21 protein-coding genes and 4 riboswitches are annotated in these 18,396 nt (G+C 70.3%); of the genes, 19 read left to right on the top strand and 2 right to left on the bottom strand.

Going from position 1 to position 18,396, the window contains the following annotated elements; translation table 11 throughout:
* Window positions 1-163 precede the first annotated feature (163 nt).
* The 18 genes from D3273_RS28265 (at window position 164) to crcB (ending at window position 14,445) form a co-directional block, all read left to right on the top strand.
* Window positions 164-1,087, top strand: coding sequence for a MurR/RpiR family transcriptional regulator (locus D3273_RS28265; protein ID WP_165359499.1), 924 nt, complete (start codon window positions 164-166; stop codon window positions 1,085-1,087).
* Window positions 1,080-1,664, top strand: a complete 585-nt coding sequence (locus D3273_RS14550) for a tyrosine-protein phosphatase (RefSeq protein WP_129227614.1) — start codon at window positions 1,080-1,082, stop codon at window positions 1,662-1,664. Before D3273_RS28265 ends, D3273_RS14550 begins: the two co-directional genes overlap by 8 nt.
* A gap of 147 nt (window positions 1,665-1,811) precedes the next feature.
* Entirely contained in the window at window positions 1,812-2,120 is a 309-nt protein-coding gene (locus tag D3273_RS14545; protein ID WP_129227613.1) for a hypothetical protein, read from the top strand.
* Between the two features lie 181 nt (window positions 2,121-2,301).
* A riboswitch (Fluoride riboswitch) is annotated at window positions 2,302-2,361 on the top strand.
* Between the two features lie 19 nt (window positions 2,362-2,380).
* Complete coding sequence (locus D3273_RS14540) at window positions 2,381-3,952, top strand: MutS-related protein (protein WP_165359498.1); 1,572 nt, start codon at window positions 2,381-2,383, stop codon at window positions 3,950-3,952.
* A gap of 23 nt (window positions 3,953-3,975) precedes the next feature.
* Entirely contained in the window at window positions 3,976-5,508 is a 1,533-nt protein-coding gene (locus D3273_RS14535) for a MutS-related protein (protein WP_129227611.1), read from the top strand.
* A 7-nt stretch (window positions 5,509-5,515) separates the two neighbouring features.
* Entirely contained in the window at window positions 5,516-6,406 is an 891-nt protein-coding gene (locus tag D3273_RS14530; RefSeq protein WP_129227610.1) for a LysR family transcriptional regulator, read from the top strand.
* 96 nt (window positions 6,407-6,502) lie between these two features.
* Window positions 6,503-6,868 (top strand): low affinity iron permease family protein, encoded by a 366-nt coding sequence (locus tag D3273_RS14525; RefSeq protein WP_129227609.1) that lies wholly within the window; start codon window positions 6,503-6,505, stop codon window positions 6,866-6,868.
* Window positions 6,869-6,875: 7 nt separating this feature from the next.
* Window positions 6,876-8,141 (top strand): MFS transporter, encoded by a 1,266-nt coding sequence (locus D3273_RS14520; RefSeq protein ID WP_207210780.1) that lies wholly within the window; start codon window positions 6,876-6,878, stop codon window positions 8,139-8,141.
* Window positions 8,142-8,181: 40 nt separating this feature from the next.
* Window positions 8,182-8,242: riboswitch (Fluoride riboswitch) on the top strand.
* A 27-nt stretch (window positions 8,243-8,269) separates the two neighbouring features.
* Window positions 8,270-8,470, top strand: coding sequence for a hypothetical protein (locus D3273_RS14515; protein ID WP_129227608.1), 201 nt, complete (start codon window positions 8,270-8,272; stop codon window positions 8,468-8,470).
* A gap of 1 nt (window position 8,471) precedes the next feature.
* Window positions 8,472-9,743, top strand: a complete 1,272-nt coding sequence (gene eno, locus D3273_RS14510; protein ID WP_129227607.1) for a phosphopyruvate hydratase — start codon at window positions 8,472-8,474, stop codon at window positions 9,741-9,743.
* A 96-nt stretch (window positions 9,744-9,839) separates the two neighbouring features.
* Window positions 9,840-10,085 (top strand): hypothetical protein, encoded by a 246-nt coding sequence (locus D3273_RS14505; protein ID WP_129227606.1) that lies wholly within the window; start codon window positions 9,840-9,842, stop codon window positions 10,083-10,085.
* A complete protein-coding gene (locus D3273_RS14500) occupies window positions 10,085-10,807 on the top strand; it encodes a YoaK family protein (protein WP_129227605.1) in 723 nt (240 codons plus the stop codon). The genes D3273_RS14505 and D3273_RS14500 overlap by 1 nt, the downstream gene beginning before the upstream one ends.
* Window positions 10,808-10,837: 30 nt before the next feature.
* A riboswitch (Fluoride riboswitch) is annotated at window positions 10,838-10,899 on the top strand.
* 52 nt (window positions 10,900-10,951) lie between these two features.
* On the top strand, window positions 10,952-11,734 hold the full coding sequence (locus D3273_RS14495) for a universal stress protein (protein WP_129227604.1): 783 nt from the start codon (window positions 10,952-10,954) through the stop codon (window positions 11,732-11,734).
* A gap of 31 nt (window positions 11,735-11,765) precedes the next feature.
* The gene (locus D3273_RS14490; protein ID WP_129227603.1) at window positions 11,766-12,503 is read left to right on the top strand and encodes a universal stress protein; all 738 of its coding nucleotides are present in this window, start codon (window positions 11,766-11,768) and stop codon (window positions 12,501-12,503) included.
* A 49-nt stretch (window positions 12,504-12,552) separates the two neighbouring features.
* The gene (locus D3273_RS14485) at window positions 12,553-12,858 is read left to right on the top strand and encodes a hypothetical protein (protein ID WP_129227602.1); all 306 of its coding nucleotides are present in this window, start codon (window positions 12,553-12,555) and stop codon (window positions 12,856-12,858) included.
* Between the two features lie 2 nt (window positions 12,859-12,860).
* A complete protein-coding gene (locus tag D3273_RS14480) occupies window positions 12,861-13,667 on the top strand; it encodes a universal stress protein (RefSeq protein WP_129227601.1) in 807 nt (268 codons plus the stop codon).
* A gap of 30 nt (window positions 13,668-13,697) precedes the next feature.
* Window positions 13,698-13,913: a hypothetical protein gene (locus tag D3273_RS14475; protein WP_129227600.1), complete on the top strand. Its 216-nt coding sequence runs from the start codon at window positions 13,698-13,700 to the stop codon at window positions 13,911-13,913.
* Between the two features lie 103 nt (window positions 13,914-14,016).
* Complete coding sequence (gene crcB, locus D3273_RS14470) at window positions 14,017-14,445, top strand: fluoride efflux transporter CrcB (protein ID WP_129227599.1); 429 nt, start codon at window positions 14,017-14,019, stop codon at window positions 14,443-14,445.
* Window positions 14,446-14,463: 18 nt separating this feature from the next.
* Here the strand turns inward: crcB and D3273_RS14465 are convergent, their stop codons facing one another.
* Entirely contained in the window at window positions 14,464-15,537 is a 1,074-nt protein-coding gene (locus tag D3273_RS14465) for a YeiH family protein (protein WP_428977779.1), read from the bottom strand.
* Window positions 15,538-15,862: 325 nt separating this feature from the next.
* A riboswitch (Fluoride riboswitch) is annotated at window positions 15,863-15,943 on the top strand.
* A 116-nt stretch (window positions 15,944-16,059) separates the two neighbouring features.
* Here D3273_RS14465 and D3273_RS14460 point away from each other — a divergent pair.
* Window positions 16,060-17,868: a DUF190 domain-containing protein gene (locus D3273_RS14460; RefSeq protein WP_245501166.1), complete on the top strand. Its 1,809-nt coding sequence runs from the start codon at window positions 16,060-16,062 to the stop codon at window positions 17,866-17,868.
* 97 nt (window positions 17,869-17,965) lie between these two features.
* Here D3273_RS14460 and D3273_RS14455 read toward each other — a convergent pair whose 3' ends face one another.
* Window positions 17,966-18,394 (bottom strand): c-type cytochrome, encoded by a 429-nt coding sequence (locus D3273_RS14455; RefSeq protein ID WP_245501165.1) that lies wholly within the window; start codon window positions 18,392-18,394, stop codon window positions 17,966-17,968.
* Window positions 18,395-18,396: the final 2 nt, after the last annotated feature.

The raw sequence follows: 18,396 nt of genomic DNA, 5'->3' as shown, positions 1-18,396 counted from the left end.
TGACTCGCTCACGGCGAGCGGTGGGACGTTGCTCTCACCTGTCGGCGGGGTCTGTGGATTTTCCCACGCGGTGCCGCCGTCGGTCGCCTCGGCTGTCGATTTGGATCCTCTCGACGCGTGGACGGCTCTTGTCGTATCGATGACGTCTCCCTACAATGAGGTCATGAATACGACAGCGAGAGGGACCGCGACGGCTGACGGCTTCCGGGCGCGGCTCGACGGGCTCGGGGCGGGGCTCGCCCCGAGCCTGCTCAAGGTCGCGCGCTTCATGGACAGGCACCGCGCCCGCGTGCTCGCCGCCTCGGCAGCCGACATCGCCGGCCTCGTCGGCACCTCGGACGCCACCGTGGTGCGGACCGCGCGCGCCCTCGGCTACGCGGGCCTGCCCGAGCTCAAGCGGGCGCTCGCCGACGCGCTCGCCGAGGTAGGCGACGAGCCCTCGACTCCGGCCGACGAGATGCGCCGCACGCTGGGTGAGGTCGGGGCGGACGTCGGTCGCGCGGTCGACGCCGTGCTGGACGCGCAGGAGGCGGCGCTGCGGGTGCTGCGGGCGCCGGGCACCCGCGACGCCATGGCGGCGGCCGTCGCGGCGCTCGACCGCGCGGGGCGGATCGCGTTGTTCGGCGTCGGGCCGACCGCGCATCTCGTCCGCTACGCGGCCGTTCCGCTCGGCCGTGCCGGCCGCCGCACGCTGCTGCTCGACCGCACCGGCCGCGGCCTCGCCGACCAGCTCCTCGACCTTGGTCGCGGCGATGTCCTGCTGGCGCTCGCCTACGGGCGGCCCTATCGCGAGATCGCCGTCGTGCTCGGCGAGGCGCGTCGGCTCGGCCTGCCGGCCGTGCTGATGACGGGCGAGGGCGACCACCGCCTCGCGGCGCTGGCCGACGTGGTGCTGAAGGTGCCGCGCGGTGCCGCGGGCCGGGCTGCGCTGCACGGGGGCACGATGGCGGCGCTGGAAGCCCTCGTTCTCGGGTTGATGGCGGCGGCCGGCGACGGTTCGCTCGCGACGCTCGACCGGCTCGGCGCACTGCGCGCGGAGCTCGACCCACCGCGGGGGAGCCGGACCGAAGGAGGCCGTCGTGGTTGACGCGCCCTCATCGCGTGCCGCCCGCCGCCGCCTCGCACTCGTCCTGGCTGCGCTGCTCCTCGGGCCGCCCCTGTCGGTCGCGGGCTGGGCTGGCCTGCTCCGCGTGACCGGCAACGTCCACGAGTTCGAGCCGGGAATCTATCGCTCGGGCCAGTTCGGTGCCGGCCGCCTGTCGTCCTTCCTGGCCGAGCATGGCATCGCAACCGTCATCAACCTGCGCGGGGCCAACCCGGGCCGGTCCTGGTACGACGCCGAAGCGGAAGCCGTGCGCCGCGCCGGGGCCGCCTATCTGAGCGTGCCGCTGTCGGCCAATCACGAGCCGGATCCAGCGACGCTTGCAGCCCTGGTGCGCGATCTCGAGGGCGCGAAGGCGCCGCTGCTGATCCATTGCGAGGCGGGGGCGGACCGCTCCGGCCTCGCGGCCGCCCTCTACGAGCGCTTGGTACTTCATCGCTCACCCGAAGTCGCTGCCGGGCAGCTCTCCTTCCGCTACGGCCATTTCCCTTGGCTGCTCAGCCGGTCCGGCGCGATGGACCGCACTTTCGCGAGGCTCGTCGGCGAAGGCGTACCCGATTGAGGGGCTCGGGACAGGCCCGTCCAGGGCGCACCGGCTCGCCCTCGCGCCGAACCATCGTCGAGTCGACTGGGTTAGAGGCTGAAGTAAAGGCGGGCTTCGCGACGTCGAGGCCGACAGTTGAGGATCACTATGCTTCAGAGACGCGCCGTGAGCGCCGACGACAACCACCTCGCCGTCTTCGAGGTCGACGGAGAAGAACTGACGGCGGAAACCTGCGTGCCCTTCGCGCAGGTCGCGAACGACGCCGCGGGAATCATCGACGTCGTCTTGAAGGCGCCGAGCGGCCGCTTCGTCCGGGTCACGACAGTGGCCGAGGTGCCTGCCGGCCCCGGTTCCCTGCATCGGGGGTGGTACGTCGCGAAGGTCATCGACGCGTTCGACGCCAATCTGCTCAGGGAGAGTTGGGCCGTCCAGACCGAGCAGCCGCGGGCGCAGGCGGCTCACCCTCTCTTATGATCTTCCGGCCTCGTGGCCGAATCCGGCATGCCTGTGACGTCCTACGCAGTGATGCGACGAGGATCGCGGTCCGCCTCGATGCACTGAAGGGCCGCGTACCCCGTTCGTGGAGAAGTCCCTTTCGGAGCTGGCGCGGCGGGGAACCTCCGACGGCGTCATGGCGTTGCAGAAGCACTGGTCTTCGACCAGAGGGGATGGAGTTCCCCGCAATCGCCGCGAGGCTGATGACTCCTGCCGGACTGGAACCGGGAGCATCCGCCATGGACGAAGCGACTTCAACGACTCCGAGCTTTGAGCCCTCCTCTACAGTGTTCGTGAGCCTGCTCTGGCGAGCCGAAGCCGAAGCGAATGAGGCGGCTCGTGCGCCCGACTGCTTTCACGACCTCGCCCTCGAAGGCTTCGTGGCCGGGCTGATCGCGGGACGCGAGCAGCACACGCTGGCGCCGCTGTACTGGGCGCCGCTCATCGAGATCGGAGCCGTCCATCATCGGCAGGCAGTCGTGCGAGATCTTCTCGACGATTGGATAGCCCGCATCTGCGAGGCGTTCACCGACGCCATGCAACGGGTCCGTGATGGCTTCGTGCAGGCTGACCGGCATCGCCACGAGTTGCAGAAGCGGCGTCTCCTGCTCGCCGCGCTCGAACGTTATTGCGAGGGCGTCTCGACCTTGGCCGATACGCTGGGGCGGTGCTCCCTTTCATCGTCCGGCCTCCGCGCCCTCGACGATTTCCTGTTCGCTCTCGTCAGAAGCGATGCCTTCGGTGCCCTTCGCCGCGAGACGGAGGCCGTCGCGGCCGGCCTCGCCGCGGTGCGCTATGACGTCAAGGTCTACGGGGGCGGCCTGCGGGTCGAGAGGAGGGGGCAAGGCCACGATCAGGGCGCCGAGGTCGAGACGCTCTTCGCCAAGTTCCGCCAGGGGGCCCCAGCCGAACGGCCGCCCGAACCGCGCGACGCCCCCGGCCTGAACTCCATCGAGGAGGTGATCCTGGAGTTCGTGGCCCGCCTCCAGCCCGAACTCTTCGACCGGATGGCCGTCCTCGCTGAGGGCGCCCGGGCCGCGTTGGATTTGACGCTGTGCCGTATCGACCGCGAGTTCCAGTTCTTCCTCGCCTACCGCGACGCGATCGCGCCCCTGCGGCGCGCCGGCCTGCGCTTCTGCCTGCCCACCGTCACGCGCGAGAAGGCGGTGTCGAGCCGCGACGGCTTCGACGTCGCGCTGGCGACGCGGCTCGTTCGGGAAGGGACGCCCGTCGTCACCAACGGCTTCGACCTCGCGGCCGGCGAGCGCATCCTCCTCGTGTCGGGCCCCAACCAGGGGGGCAAGACCACTTTCGCCCGCGCGTTCGGGCAGATGCACCACCTCGCCAGCCTCGGGTTGCCCGTGCCGGGGAGCGCCGCCACGCTTCACCTCGCCGACGCCGTCTTCACCCACTTCGAGCGAGAGGAGAGCGTCGTGGACCAGCGCAGCAAGCTCGAGGACGACCTCGTCCGGGTGCGCGACCTGCTCGGGGCCGCGACGCCGGCCTCGGTCATCGTGCTCAACGAGATCTTCAGCTCGACCACCCTCGACGACGCAGTGTTCCTGGCCGGCGAGGTGCTCCGACGTGTCGTTGCTCTGGACGTGCTCTGCGTTCTCGTGACGTTCCTCGACGAGCTGGTCGCGCTCAGTCCGACGATCGTCAGCGCCGTCAGCACGGTGGTGCCGGACGACCCCGCGCGCCGCACCTTCGAGATCGTGCGGCGACCCGCCGACGGACGCAGCTACGCGCTCGCGATCGCCGAGAAGCACAGGCTGACCTATGCAGCCCTGAGCGACCGCCTCCACTTCTGAAGCACCGACGCGAGCCGAACGCCATGCAGGCCTTGCTGCTCCACTCCGACCGCGACTTCGAATGGGAACGCCCAGACCCCCCCGGGACCGGCGACCTCGTCCGCGACCTCGCGCTGACCACCCTCGTCGACGCGATGGCGAAAGGTGATGAGCGCCTGCACGACGCGGCGCGCGGCGTGCTGCTCGCTGGTACCCCCGACCTCGCCACCATCCGGCACCGCCAGGGGGTGCTGCGCGACGCCATCGCCCGCCCAGAGGTGATCCGGGAGCTCTACCGGCTGACGGTCGAGGCCATCGAGGCCGAGCGCAAGGGTGGCATCGGCGCCTTCTTCAGATCGCCCTCCATGGTGCTGACCCGGGCCGTCGAGCTGATGGGCGTGCTCTCGGGCTTCCTCCGGCGCCTGCGCGCCGTGGCGGACCGGGAAGGCACCGCCTTCCGCTCGGCGGGTCTCGCCACCCTGTTCTCGATGCTCCGCCGCGAGCTCGACGAGCGCTACCTCGCCGAAGTCGACCGCAGCCTCAAGCGCCTGACCTTTCCGGGCGGCGTGCTGATGAGCGCGCGCCTTGGCCCGGGCAACGCCGGGCAGGACTACACCCTGCGCCGAGCCGACCTGCGCCGGGACCGTCTGGCGCGGTTCGTCGGCCGCGCCCCCGAAGGCTACGACTTCACGCTAGCGCCGCGCGACGAGAGCGGGGCACGTGCGCTGGCCGAGCTGCGCGATCGCGGCGTGGCGGTCGCGAGCGGCGCCGTCGCGCGCTCGACCGAGCACGTCATCGGGTTCTTCCGCGCGCTGCGCTCCGAACTCGCTTTCTACGTCGGTGCGCTGAACCTCCACGAGGCGCTCGCGGTGGCGGGCAGCCCGACCTGCTTCCCGGATGCGAAGCCGCCCGGCGACCGCGCGCTCTCGGCCGATGGCTTGTGCGACCCCTGCCTGGCCCTCGGGCTCGGGCACGGGATCGTCGGCAACGCGTTGGAGGCGGACGGTCGCGACCTCGTCATCGTCACGGGCGCCAACCGGGGCGGCAAGTCGACCTTCCTGCGCAGCATCGGTCTCGCCGCCGTTATGATGCGCTGCGGCCTGTTCGTGGCGGCGCGGTCCTTCGCGGGCGAGGTGCCGGAGCGCGTGTTCACGCACTGGCGCCGTGAGGAGGACGCCTCGCTCCACAGTGGCAAATTCGACGAGGAGCTCGCGCGCATGTCGGCCACCGCCGACGCGCTCGTCCCCAACGCGCTCGTGCTGTTTAACGAGTCCTTCGCCGCCACCAACGAGCGGGAGGGCTCGGAGGTGGCCCGCCAGATCGTGTCAGCGTTGCTGGCCCGTGGCATCCGGGTCGCCTTCGTGACGCACCAATACGCCTTCGCGCGCGCCTTCCGGGACCGCGGTGGACGCGCAACCCTGTTTCTCCGCGCGGCGCGGGGCGAGAACGGGGCGCGCTCCTTCGCCGTGACGGAGGGGGAGCCGCTGCGGACGAGCTACGGTTCGGACCTCTTCGCCGCAGTCTTTCCGCCCATGGCGCCCGCGGTAGAACCCGATCCGGCACGGGCCGGACGGTGAGTCCTCCATGACGCTGGAACAGCTCCGCATCTTCGTGGCCGTGGCGGAACGCTGCCACGTCACCCGCGCCGCAGAAGCGCTCAACATGGCGCAGTCGGCCGTCAGCGCGGCCGTGTCGTCCCTCGAAGGACGCCACGGCGCCAAGCTGTTCCACCGTGTCGGGCGCGGCATCGCCCTCACCGAGGCGGGCGCGCTCTTCCTCGGCGAGGCCCGCGCCGTGCTGGCCCGCGCCGAGGCGGCCGAGCGCGTGCTGGCCGAACTGAGCGGGCTCAAGCGCGGCACGCTCAACGTCTACGCAAGCCAGACGATCGCGAGCTATTGGCTGCCGCGCCACATCGTCTCCTTCCGCCGCACCCACCCGGGGATCGACCTCCGCCTGCGGATCGGCAACACCGCCGAGGTGGCCGCGGGCGTCCGGGAGGGAGCCGCCGACATCGGCTTCGTCGAGGGCCACGTCGACGATCCCGCGCTGCTCGCCGAGGAGGTCGCGCGTGACCGGCTCGTGGTGGTCGTGGCCCCAGGCCACCCCTGGGCCGAACGGCCGGCCGTGGCGCCGGACGCATGGCCGGACAGCGATTGGGTGCTGCGCGAGCGCGGGTCGGGCACGCGCTCGATCTTCGAGGCCGCTGCCGCCGCGGCCGGCGTACTGGAAGGCCTGCCGATCGCCTGCGAGCTGCCGTCCAACGAGGCCGTGCGGGGCGCCGTCGAGGCCGGTCTCGGCGCGACGGCACTCTCGGCGTCGGTGGCGGCGCCGTCGATGGAGGCGGGGCTGCTGGTGCAGGTCGGCTCTCCGCTGCCGGAGCGCGCCTTCACGGCGTTGCGCCATCGCGACCGCTACCGCAGCCGCGCCGAGCAGGCCTTCCTCGACGTGATGCGTGGGAGGGGCACGGCGCCATGACGGCGCCGACCCGAGCGGGGCCTCCCGCGCGATATCTTAATGCCAGCGACCGCTGGAGGCGGCCTTCAGCGCCCGACACACCGGCGGAGAGCCCCGATGAACCGCATCTTTGCCGCCACGTCGACCTGGATCGCCAATGCGGCAGGGCGCCCGGCGGTGTTCGCGCTCGCCTTCGCGGTCGTCCTGCTGTGGTCCGTCGCAGGACCCGCCCTCGGCTTCTCCGACACGTGGCAGCTCATCATGAACACGGTCAGCAGCGTCGTCACGTTCCTGATGGTGTTCCTGATCCAGAACGCCCAGAACCGCGACAGCGAGGCTATGCACGCCAAGCTCGACACCTTGCTGGCCGTGCTCGTGGCAGCGGACAACCGATACATCGGCATCGAGCGCATGACCGATCGTGAGATCGAGGCGATCAGGGCGCGCTTCGGCCCGAAGCCGTGCACCGACCCGGAGGCATGAGACCGTCGTGACATCCCCGAACCGCGATCGGACCCCTTCGAACGACGACGCCGACCAGGGGGGGACGGATGCGCCCGACGCCGCGGCGCGGCGGCCTGGGGCCTTCGTGCTGCTGTGTGCCGTCGGCTTCCTCGGCCGCCTCAGCTACGAAATGGCGCGGAGCCCGCTCACGGCCTTGTACGCCGCGCATCTCGGCGCCCCGGCCGCGGCCATCGGCCTGCTGGTCGCGGCCGTCACGGTCACCGGCATCGTCGTCAAGCTCCCATCGGGCGCCCTGGCCGACCTGTTCGGTTTCCGGCGACTGATGCTGGCGGGCCTCTGCGTGAAGGCCTCGGCGCCGTTCCTCTACCCGCTCGTCACGGCTTGGCCGCAGCTCCTCGCCCTGCGCCTCTACCACGGCCTGTCGACCGCGCTCTACGCACCGGCCGCCTCGGCCCGCGTGGCGAGCCTCTACCCGGAAGCACGCGGGCGCCGGTTAGGCCTCTACGGCGCGGCCGAGAACGCCGGGGTCGTGCTCGGCCCGGTGGTGGGGGCTGCGGTGCTGGCGTGGGTGGGGTTCACCCCGGCCTTCGTCGTCTCGGGGCTGATCGGCGTCGCCGCCCTGCTCGCCCTGCTGCCGCTGCCAGGCGGCGGCGGCCCGAAGCCGAGCAGCCCGCCCCGGTACGTCCTCGCGGACCTCCGCCGCGGGCTCGCGCAGATTCTCGGCGATCCCGGCATCCGTCTCGCCAGCCTCGCCGAGGGCGCGCTCTACGCGGGCGTGGGCACGCTGCAGGCCTACCTTCCCCTTTACGCGACCGGCATCGGCATCCGCATCGTCGACGTGGGATGGCTTTTCGGCGTGCAGGGCGTCGCCTCCATCCTGCTCCGCGGGCCGATGGGCGCTCTCGGGGACCGCGTCGGCCGGCGTCCGGTCATCGTGGCGGGTATGAGCCTCTGCATCCTCTGCCTGGCATCGGTCCCGTGGTGCAGCGACTATGCCTTGCTCCTCGTCCTCTGCGCCGCGTTCGGGGCCGGCACCGCCATGGTGACGCCGTCCACCACCGCGCTGATCGGCGACCGTGCCGCCCGCGGCGGCTACGGCGCGGCGATGGGCGTCTTCGGCAGCCTGTGGGACATCGGCCACGCGGGCGGTCCCATCCTGGCCGGCCCCCTCATCGGGTGGCTCGGCTACAGGATCACCTTCCCCATCGTCGCCGCCGCCATCGCATCGGCGCTCGTTTGCTTCGTCGTCGGCGGAGAACGCGCGTTCGGACGAGGCGCTCGGTCGAAATAAGGTGAAGGGGGCTTGCAGGGAAAGCGCCGAAGCGCTATTTCTATCATACCGGGATGGAGTTCCCGTTTAACCGCCTCGTGGCTGATGACTCCTGCTTAGACCCGTTATGGGAAGAGCAGAGGTGTGTCATGCAGGCGAACTCCCTTACCCTCGATCAAATCTTAGATGAACCGATCGTCCGTCTCATGATGGCCGCCGATCGCGTCGACGAGCGTGACCTACGCGCGACGATGACCCGGGCGTGCGAGGCCGCTTTTGGCCTACAGTCCGAGGACCTGACCGCCGATTGCCGGCCGTCGGTCCGCCTTCTCCTCACCGGGGAGGCCTGAGATGACATCCCGCATCGCCGACATCCGGGCGCTGGAGATCCTCGACTCCCGCGGCAATCCCACTCTCGACGTTCAAGTGACGCTGGAGAACGGCCTCGTGGGCTCGGCCTCGGTCCCGGCCGGCGCGTCGACCGGCTCGGCCGAAGCGCGCGAGCGCCGGGACGGCGACGCCGCCCGCTACGCCGGCCGCGGCATGATCGGCGCGACGTCGAGCGTCGAGGACCGTATCCGCCCCAAGCTCGTCGGCCACGATCCCCGGCGGCAGGCGATGCTCGATCACATGATGTGCCGGCTCGACGGCACCCCGGACAAGCGGGAGCTGGGTGCCAACGCGATCCTCGGTACCTCGCTCGCCATCGCCCGAGCCGCAGCTCTCGACACCGGCCTTCCGCTCTACACCTATCTCGGCGGGGTCGCGGCGCGGCGCCTGCCGATGCCGATGCTGAACGTCATCAACGGCGGCGCGCATGCCGACAGCGGGCTCGACATGCAGGAATTCATGGTGGTGCCGGTCGGCGCGCCGACCTTCTCCGAGGCCCTGCGCTTTGGCGTCGCCGTCTATGCCGCGCTGAAGGCGCTGCTCGGGGCGGGCGGCCAGTCGACCGCGGTGGGAGACGAGGGCGGCTTCGCGCCACGCCTCGCCGGGGCCGCGGAAGCCTGCGATCTCCTCGTCGAGGCGATCCGCCGGGCCGGTCTGGAACCGGGTCGCGACGTCGGCATCGCGCTCGACCCCGCCGCGACGGGGTTCCGCGACGGCGACGGCTATGCCCTCCGGGACGGGGGTGGCCGGCTGTCGTCCGGAGCGCTGCTCGACCTCTACGGCCGGCTCGCCGCCGCCTACCCGATCGTGTCGATCGAGGACGGCTTCGCCGAGGACGACTGGGACGGGTTCCGTGGCCAGACGGCGGCGGCAGGCGATCGCCTCCAGATCGTCGGCGACGACCTCTACGCGACGAACCCGGCCCTCATCGCCCGCGGCATCCGCGAGCGGAGCACCAATGCCGCGCTGATCAAACCGAACCAGATCGGCACGCTGACCGAGACGATGACGGCTGTGGCGCTGTGCCGGGAGGCCGGTTGGCGCTGCGTGGTGTCGCACAGATCGGGCGAAACCGACGACAGCTTCATCGCCGACCTCGCGGTGGCGCTCGGCACCGGGCAGATCAAAGCCGGCGCGCCGTGCCGGGGGGAGCGGATCGCCAAATACAACCGTTTACTGGCGATCGAGCGCGAACTTGGTGATCCCGACTTCAGGAACCCCTTCGCGGTCTGACGGCACGGAACGGGCGATCATGCCCGATAATCTTTCACCTTCGACGGTCCTCGCGATGACCGCGGGAGAACAACATTCAGTAGAGGAGACTTCATCATGTCAAAGAACGAGATCAAGGAAGAGGTCGCTGGGACGGGCGATAAGGCCGAGATCGTCGAGATGGACAAGCTCGACGACGGCGAGTTCGAGGTGACGCTGCGCTACGTGCCGAGCGTCGACCCTGACTCGGACGAGGTCGGCGAAGCCCTGCTGTGCCGGCGCAAGTTCACGAGCCGCGATGCGGCCGAGACGCGCTACGCCGATGTCGTGGGCTGGATCCACAGCCTCGCGGCCCCCCGCTGATGGCGTCCCATCCCGTCTCTGCGCAGCCGGCCGTAGCGGCATGGTTGGCCCTCGTGGCCGGTGCCGTCAACGGCATCGGCGTCGCCGCGACGGGGCGGGATACGTCCCACGTCTCGGGCGTCACCACCTCCGTGATGGGTCACCTCATGCACGGGCGGGGCGATGCCGCAACGCTCGGCATCGCGCTGATCGCGAGCTTCCTCTCCGGCGCCGTCGGTTGCGGGCTGTACATCGCGATCCGAGAGGAGCGGTCGGAAACGGGCACGCTGCGGTCCCTGCTGATCGTCGAGGGCACCCTGGTCGCGTCAGCCGGTCTGGCCCTGTCGGTCTTCGGCCGGGGCGGAGATGCAGAGTTCGCGGCCGTGTTGCTGCTCGCCTTCGCCATGGGCCAGCAGAACGCCACCAGCAGCGCGCTGCTCGGCGACCAGGTCCGCACCACCCACGTCACCGGCATGGTGACCGACCTCGGCCGAGAGATCGGCCACCTCCTCTTCGACGTCGCGGGCGGGGCGCGCCGCAACGGCCTCCGGCGGACCGACGAGGTGCGGCTCGCCAAGTCGGGCTCCCTCTTCGCGGGCTTTATCCTTGGCGCGCTGGCCGGGGCCAGCGTGCTGCTGTGGTGGGGCGAGGCGGGGTTCTACATCGTGGCGGCGGCGCCGGTCGCGGCCGCCCTGCTCGTCAAGGCCGATGTGGGCAAGACCACCGACCGGAACCCGCCGTGATGGCCAGACCCAGACCACATATCCCACGCCGAGACATCAGGCGATGGAGTCCGCCTTCGACCGCCCCCAGGGCTGATGACACCTGCACGACATTGCTAATGGATGCGGAGCTTCGCCTTCCGCAACCGACCGACGGAGGGCGGAATGACTTATCGTGACATCATCGTCTACTTGGACACCGGTTCGGCGACGTCGGCGCGGGTCGATGCCGCTGTCGAGCTGGCGCGCAGGTTCGAAGCCCGCCTCACCGCCGTGAACCTCGTTCCCGCGGTGTCGTCCGACGGAGGCTGGCAGCTCTGCCGGGACAACCTGCAGGCCTCTTTCGAGGAGGTCGCCTCGCGGGCGGGCGTCGCCAACGGCCATCGCGCTGTTTCGCCAGACGCGAGTGCCGCGCGCGACTTCTTCGCCCACGACGCGGACCTGCTCGTCGTGACCCAGCCGGATCGGCGGAACGCCGGGGCGGTGCCGGTCGACTTCCCCGGCCGCCTCCTGCTCGCCGCTGGCGTGCCGCTCCTGATGCTCCCCGTCGGCTGGGACGCCGCCCGCGCGATCGGCCGACGTCCGACCGTCGCCTGGAACGGCACCGGCGAGGCGACCCGCGCGGCGCACGACGCGCTGCCCTTCCTGCGCGATGCCGAACGGACGGCCCTGTTCACCTTCGACGCCCGCTACGGCCTGGGAGAAACGGCGGTGGAGGGGTTCGCCGCCCACCTGCATCGACACGGCGCGGAGGTGATCGTCGACGGCTGGCGCGACGACGGCCGCGGCGACTGGCTGTCGGCCCTCTTCGCCAGCCTCGACCGCGAGCGCTCGGACCTCATCGTGGCGGGCGCCTACGGCCATCCGCGTATCGCCGAGCGCCTGTTCGGCGGCGCGACGCAGGACCTGCTCGGCCAGGACCTCCTGCCCGTGCTGCTGTCTCATTAAGCGGAACACCATAGGACGGGGAGGAAGCGGCATGGTCGTGGATCTGATCGTCTGCCTCGACTCGACGACGCTGGACGCTCCGGCGCTGCTGGCCAAGGCCGTCTCGCGCGCGGCCGTCTGCCGGGCGCGCCTCTGCGTGCTCGACCTGTGTGCGCCCGATGCGCTCGGCATGGCGTCGTCTCCGACCTCCCTCGAATTTGTCGAGGACATGCGGGCCGCGTTCCGCCTCGGCGGGGTCGATGGGCACCACGAGATGGCCCCGGCCGATCCGGCCGGGCTGCTCGAACGCACGCTGTCGGCCGATCTCGTGATCGCCGGACGGGGCGCCGCGACTTCGCCTCATCGTTCCGGCATCTCTGCACCCGCGCTCGGCGCCCTCGGCCCTCCCGTGCTGATCGAGGCCGACGGGGGCGCAGGGCCAGCGGGGCGGCGCATCCTCTTCCCTTGGCGGGCGGACCGCGCGTGCACGCGTGCGATCCACGACGCGATGCCGCTGCTGGAGACCGCGGACGAGGTCGTGCTCGTCCCGCTCGACGACGGGTCGCCGGCGACCGTGATGCGCCGCCTCGCCGGTCGCGGCGTTAGGGTCCGGGCGGAGGCGAGCGTCGACGATGCCGACAGCGCCCTCGCGCCGCTGGCGCGGCGGGTCGGGGCCGACCTGATCGTGGTCGGTCTCGGAGGGCCGGCCCGCTGGCGTGCACCGGCCGTGCCGACGCTTGTCGCCCGCCTGATCGACGATTCCTCGACGGCCCTGCTCGTGTCCCGCTGAGTTCGCGCCATCGATCGAGCGGAGCGAACGAGATCATCGGAGAAGCCAAGTGGATTTTCTTGCAGAGCAGGACTCGACTGTCGGCGTAAGATACGGGGGGAGGATCATGATCGACGATCGATACCGTAAGGGTGAACCCTTCGCCGTCGAAGAGGATGACCTGGAGGCGGATCTCGCGACGCTGCTCGTCGCGTTCCGATCCATGGCCCACCCCGTCTCGCTGTCGTCGGGAGGTACCGGCCCCGCCGACGGACGGGACGGTGCGGAACAGCGGAGAGACGCTCACCGGGCGCCGGCCGTGTTGCCGTCCCGCCACGGCGGGTGGAATACGATGTTTAATCGAACGGAGGCATAGACATGACGACGACCATCCTGGCCGTGCTGGCCGACCGGCACGGCGCCCGCTCCTGCCTGGAAGCCGCTCTCGCGGCCGCCGAGGCCGTCGGGGGCGAGGTCGCGGCGCTGCACGTCGCCGTCGATCCCGCCTCCACCATCCTGCCGACCGAGGAGATCCTCACCGACGACCGCCGCGCCGCCATCCTGCGCGAGGAGGCGGAGGAGCGCCGGGCCGTGCGGGACGTCTACGACGCGGTTGTGGCCGCGCTCGGCCCCGCGGGCTTCCGCTGGATCGACGCGGGGGGAACCGAGACGGCGGCCATCGACGCCCACGCCGCCGGCGCGACACTGATCGCCGCTGCGGTGCCCGAGCGGCATTATGCGGGCGAGGCGCAGGAAGCGCTCCACGCGGCCCTTTTCGACACCGGCCGCCCGGTGCTGGTGGTTCCACGCGGCTGCCGGCACCGGCCGGTGCGACGCATCGCGGTCGGCTGGCACGAGGACGCGGCCTGTCGCCGCGCGGTTGCGGACGCGCGACCCTGGCTGGAGCGCGCCGAGGCCATCCGGATCCTGGCTATCGACGGAGGCGACGACGCGGCCCTGGACGGCGCGCGAGCGCTGTTTCGCGATCTCGGCCTCGTCGCCGACTTTTTGGCGGTGGACGGTGGGGCGTCCTCGCGTGGTGACGCGCTGGTGTCGGCCGCCGGGGACGCGGATTGGCTCGTGATGGGCGCGTTCCGGCGCGGTCGCTTCCTCGACTGGCTGTTCGGCAGCGTCAGCGAGACCGTGTTGCGCGAGGCGACGATACCGGTGTTCCTCGCGCACTGACGGCGCGAGGCTTTGAACTGGGAGCAGCGGATGGAACGAGGTGGATGGAAATTCTGGTGCCGCCGGCAGGAGCGGCTGCTCTGCTACATCGTCGCGACCGACGACTGCGCGGAAGCCGAGAAGGGCTTGCGCAACCACGACCCCTTCGCAGAGGTCCTCGACGTCGAGCGCGTGCCCGACAAGGTGTTTGCGCTGCTCGACATGAAACCGGGCCAGGTGACGGGTTGGAGCACGATGAGCTGGTGAGAGGAAGAGTGAAAGAGGAGATCGGCATGCATGTCGAGAGGCGCGGGCCTGTCCTCGCCACGGAAGCACGGGCGGCATCCCGTGCGAACAAGGAGCATGCTGCTTGGATCCCGTGACGGTCATCGCTATCGGGCTCGGCGGCGCACTCGGCACGGTGGCTCGCTATCTGCTGGCGCTGGCCCTCGCGCCGATCAGCGGCACGCTGCCCTGGGGCACGGTGGTCATCAACGTCACCGGCTCCTTCGTCATCGGGCTGTTCGGCACGCTGACGCTGGCGCACGGCCGCTATCCGGCGCCCGAGGTCGCCCGCCTGTCCGTGATGGTGGGCTTCTGCGGCGGGTTCACGACCTTCTCGTCCTTCAGCCTGCAGACGCTCGATCTGCTGCGCGCCGGTGCCCTCGGCCGCGCGGCGGTCAACGTCGCGGCCTCGGTGGCGCTGTGCCTCGCCTCCGTGGCGCTCGGCCACCTCACGGGCGCGGCGCTGAACGGCGGCGCCGTGCCCATCGTCCAGGCCAGCATCGAGGAGGACTGACGCGCCCCACGGCGCCCGTCAGGCGACGCCCATGACGCGGATCAGAGCGAGGCTGACGAGGCCAAGCACGACCAGCGAGGCCGTCACCGCCGCGGTGACGCGGACGCCGGCCTTCGCCACGACCCGCACGTCGACGCCGAGGCCCAGCGCCGCCATTGACACGGTGGTGAGCGCGCTGGCTGTGGCGCCGATCGGCGGCAGGGCCGGTGCCGGGATCAGCCCGAGCGAGCGCAGGAGCAGCACGACGAGGAAGCCGACGATGAACCACGGCACCAGCTCGTGCAGCGCGGGGCGTCCGCGGCGCGGCCGGTCCCCGGCGGTGACGTGCGGCGCGGGCTCGTCCGGCTCGTCGCGCAGCCGGCGCGTGACGAGCGACAGGGCGAGCACCACGGGGCCGAGCATCAGCACCCGCACGAGCTTGACCACGGTGCCGACCTGGTTCGACAGCGCCCCGATCGGCAGCGTCGCGGCCAGAACCTGCGGCACGGCGTAGACGGTGAGGCCGGCCAGAACGCCGTATTGGGTCAGCGACAGAGCCAGCACCGGCACCAGCAGCGGCAGGAGCAGCACCACGACGACGCCGAGCACGGCCGTGAAGGCGATCGAGGAGGCGACGTCGTCGCCGTCCGCCCCGATCACCGGCGCCACCGCCGCGATGGCGGAGTTGCCGCAGATGGAGTTGCCGCAGGCGACCAGCACGGCCATGCGCTTCGGCAGGCCGAGCAGGCGGCACAGGGCGTAGCTCGACGCGATGGCGAGCGCCACCACGAGCGCGATGCCGCCGATCAACGCCGGGCCGAGCGCCAGGACCGTTGCGGCGCTGACCGACGCGCCGAGCAGCACCACCGCGACCTCCAGCAGCACCTTGGCCGAGAAGGCGATGCCGGGTGCCCAACGTGGACCCGGCGTCCACAGCGAGCGGATCGCGACCCCGAGCAGGATCGCCAGCACGAGCGCTTCGAGGTAGGGCTCGCCGACGATCCGCGTCTCGATGGCCTGCAACGCCACGGCCACCAGGGTCACGGCGACGCAGAGAACCAGCCCGGGCAGAAGGGAGGGGCGGATGCGGGACAAGATCTTCACCTCGTTGATTCGGGATGGGTCGACGCGAGGGTTGCGGCGGTCGCCCCCTGTCGGGTGACGGGAGATAGGAGACGGGCGGCCCGCGCCGTCCAATCTCCATTCCAGAACGTTCGATCGTGAGGCTCGATCGATCGCGTGGACGGCTCGGTGAAGGTCGGTGAGGGCCGCGAATCCCGAGAGGCGCGCGCGAGCCGGCACAGGCATCTTCCCGACTGTTCGCGCCTCCGCCCGTCTCCCGGGTCCGTCAGCGGCGGCGTTCGTCACAGGATCGATCGTGGAAAAGATGCATGAACGCCTCGTCCGTGGGTTTACGCTCTCCGCGTCGAGCGCTATGGATGCGTCCGGCAATGGATTTCTGCCTGACCCTTTCTTGGGTCGAACCGCCCCGTTCGGGGCTGATGATTCCTACCTTGCATGTCGTAAGGGGGAATCCGTTTGTCCGTTTCACTCATTCGTCGGCGTCAGTCCGCATCTGTGCAGCGGTCTTTTCGGCACCTACGGTCGTTCGTGGTGCAACGCGCGGTCCATGCGTTGCTGGCGATCAAGTGGATAGGCCTGACGGTCCCCATGGCGCTGGTCGTGGGGTCGTTCTGCGCCGCCTTTCTCTGGCTTCTCGACGGGGTCACGGAAGCGCGCTTCATGCATCCGTGGTTGTTATTCGGCTTGCCCGGCGCCGGTGCGGCGATCGGTGCCGTCTACGCCTGGGTCGGCCGACCGGCAGAGGGCGGCAACAACCTCATCGTGGACCAGATCCACGAGCCGGGCGGCGGCATACCGCTTCGCATGGCGCCCCTCATCGTCATCTCGACCCTGGTCACACACCTCTTCGGTGGCTCCGCGGGGCGCGAAGGGACCGCGGTTCAGCTCGGCGGGACGATCGCGAGCGCCATCGGCAAGCCTTTCGGCCTCGGGCCCGCCGACACCAGCATGCTCCTGACCACCGGAATCGCGGCTGGGTTCGGCGCCGTTTTCGGCACCCCGATCGCCGGCGCGGTCTTCGCGCTCGAGGTGCTGGCCGTGGGGCGGGTGCAATACAGCGCCCTCGTTCCCTGCGTGCTGGCGGCGATCGTCGGAGACTGGGCCTGCCACATTTGGGGCATCACCCATGTGGCGTACCACGTCGCCTTCTCCAGCGTCACGGACGGGCCGGCCGGCTCGTTCCATGCCGATCCCGTTCTTCTCGCCAAAGTCGCCCTGGCCGGGGTCGCCTTCGGCTTGGCGAGCCTTCTGTTCTCGGAAGCGATGCACTGGTGCGGTTCGGCCTTCAAACGGCTGTGCACGATACCCTGGCTCCGACCGGCCATCGGCGGTCTCGCCGTCATCGGTCTGACCTATGCGCTGGGCACGCGAGACTATCTCGGCCTCGGCGTCACCTCGCCCGATCCACACGCCGCGTCGATCGTGGCGTTCTTCGGGAACCATGTTTTCCCGTGGGCCTGGGCCTGGAAGATCGTCTTCACGGTCGCGACCCTGGCGACGGGCTTCAAGGGCGGCGAGGTCACGCCTCTTTTCTTCATCGGTGCCGGTCTCGGCAACGCTTTGTCGGGCTTGCTCGGAGCGCCGACCGACCTTTTCGCCGCACTCGGTTTCGTCGCCATCTTCGCCGGCGCCTCCAACACGCCGCTCGCCTGCACCATCATGGGCATTGAGCTCTTCGGTTCGGGCAACACCATCTACATCGCGGTGGCGTGTTTCGTGGCTTACCTCTGCAGCGGCCATTCTGGGATCTACCTCGCCCAGCGCCTGGCGGTGCCCAAGACACCCGGCGCCTTGATCCCGCCCGACATCGCGCTCCGCCATGTCCGGCAACTCCCCCGCGCGTCGCTCGACGTCTCCGCCCTGGGCTTGGGCTTCGGCAACGAGAACGCTTTCCGATCACCTCTGGACGACACCATGCTGCCATCACATCACGTCACGGCCGAAGAAATCGGGATGCTCCGCGTCTACCTCACGCCGAAGGAGCGTTTTCGCCAAGCCGGGGAAAGCCGATTAAAGGCTGCGTTCTCCGGCCGTCCCCTCTATCAGGAGATCGTCAACCGGGCGAAGCGGGCCGGCCTCGTCAACGCCGTCGCCCATCATACGCATTACGGCTTCAGCAATCACGGACACGTCCAGGTTCGTGAAGTCGAGGGCATGAACAGCGAACTGACCATGTGTGTCGAGATGATCGGCCCTAAGGCGACGCTGGAGAGTTTCTGTCGAACGCACGGCGATCTGCTGACCGACAAGGTGATGGTCTACAAGCATCTGGAGCGGTGGAAGCTCGGTATGACAGCTCCCGGCCGAGCGGAGCTCACCGAAGCCGACGTCTCGACCATCGAGGATCTGGACTCTGAGTGAAGAGCAGTGCCGAGATTGCCCAGTCGATTCCGGTCCCGCCCCGGAGCGTCGCTCTTTGATAGATATACATAGCGGAGGGGCGTAACAGCCCTTCCCGTCAGCGGCCGGGCTTCAATTGCGCGAGGTACTCGACCACCGCCGCGGCATCTTCGGGCGACACCGGCGCCTTGTACACCTTGACCATCTTGTTGACTTCGCCCTGCCACTCGGCACGGCTGAGCTCCGGCTGGGTCAGGACCATGCCGGCCGAATGGCAGGAAAGGCAGTTGCCGTTGATCGCATCCGCGTGAGGGCCGGCCGGGTATTCGCGGTCGCTGGTCGGCAGCGTGAAGGACACGCTGGTCAGCGTGACGCCGTCGGCCGAGGCCGTCTTCGGCGCCGCGGCTTCGGCGGCCGCAGCGACGGCAGCGGCGCGCGTCTCGGCGACCTGCCGGCGGCCACGCTCGTCGGGCGAACCGACAATGGCGAGAGTGAGGGCCGCCGCGACCACGACGCCGAACGCGACGGTTCCGAACGAGATCTGCATGA

The organism is Lichenibacterium minor, assembly GCF_004137685.1.
Classification (GTDB): Bacteria; Pseudomonadota; Alphaproteobacteria; order Rhizobiales; family Beijerinckiaceae; genus Lichenihabitans; species Lichenihabitans minor.
This window is presented reverse-complemented; position numbering and strand designations above follow the sequence as displayed.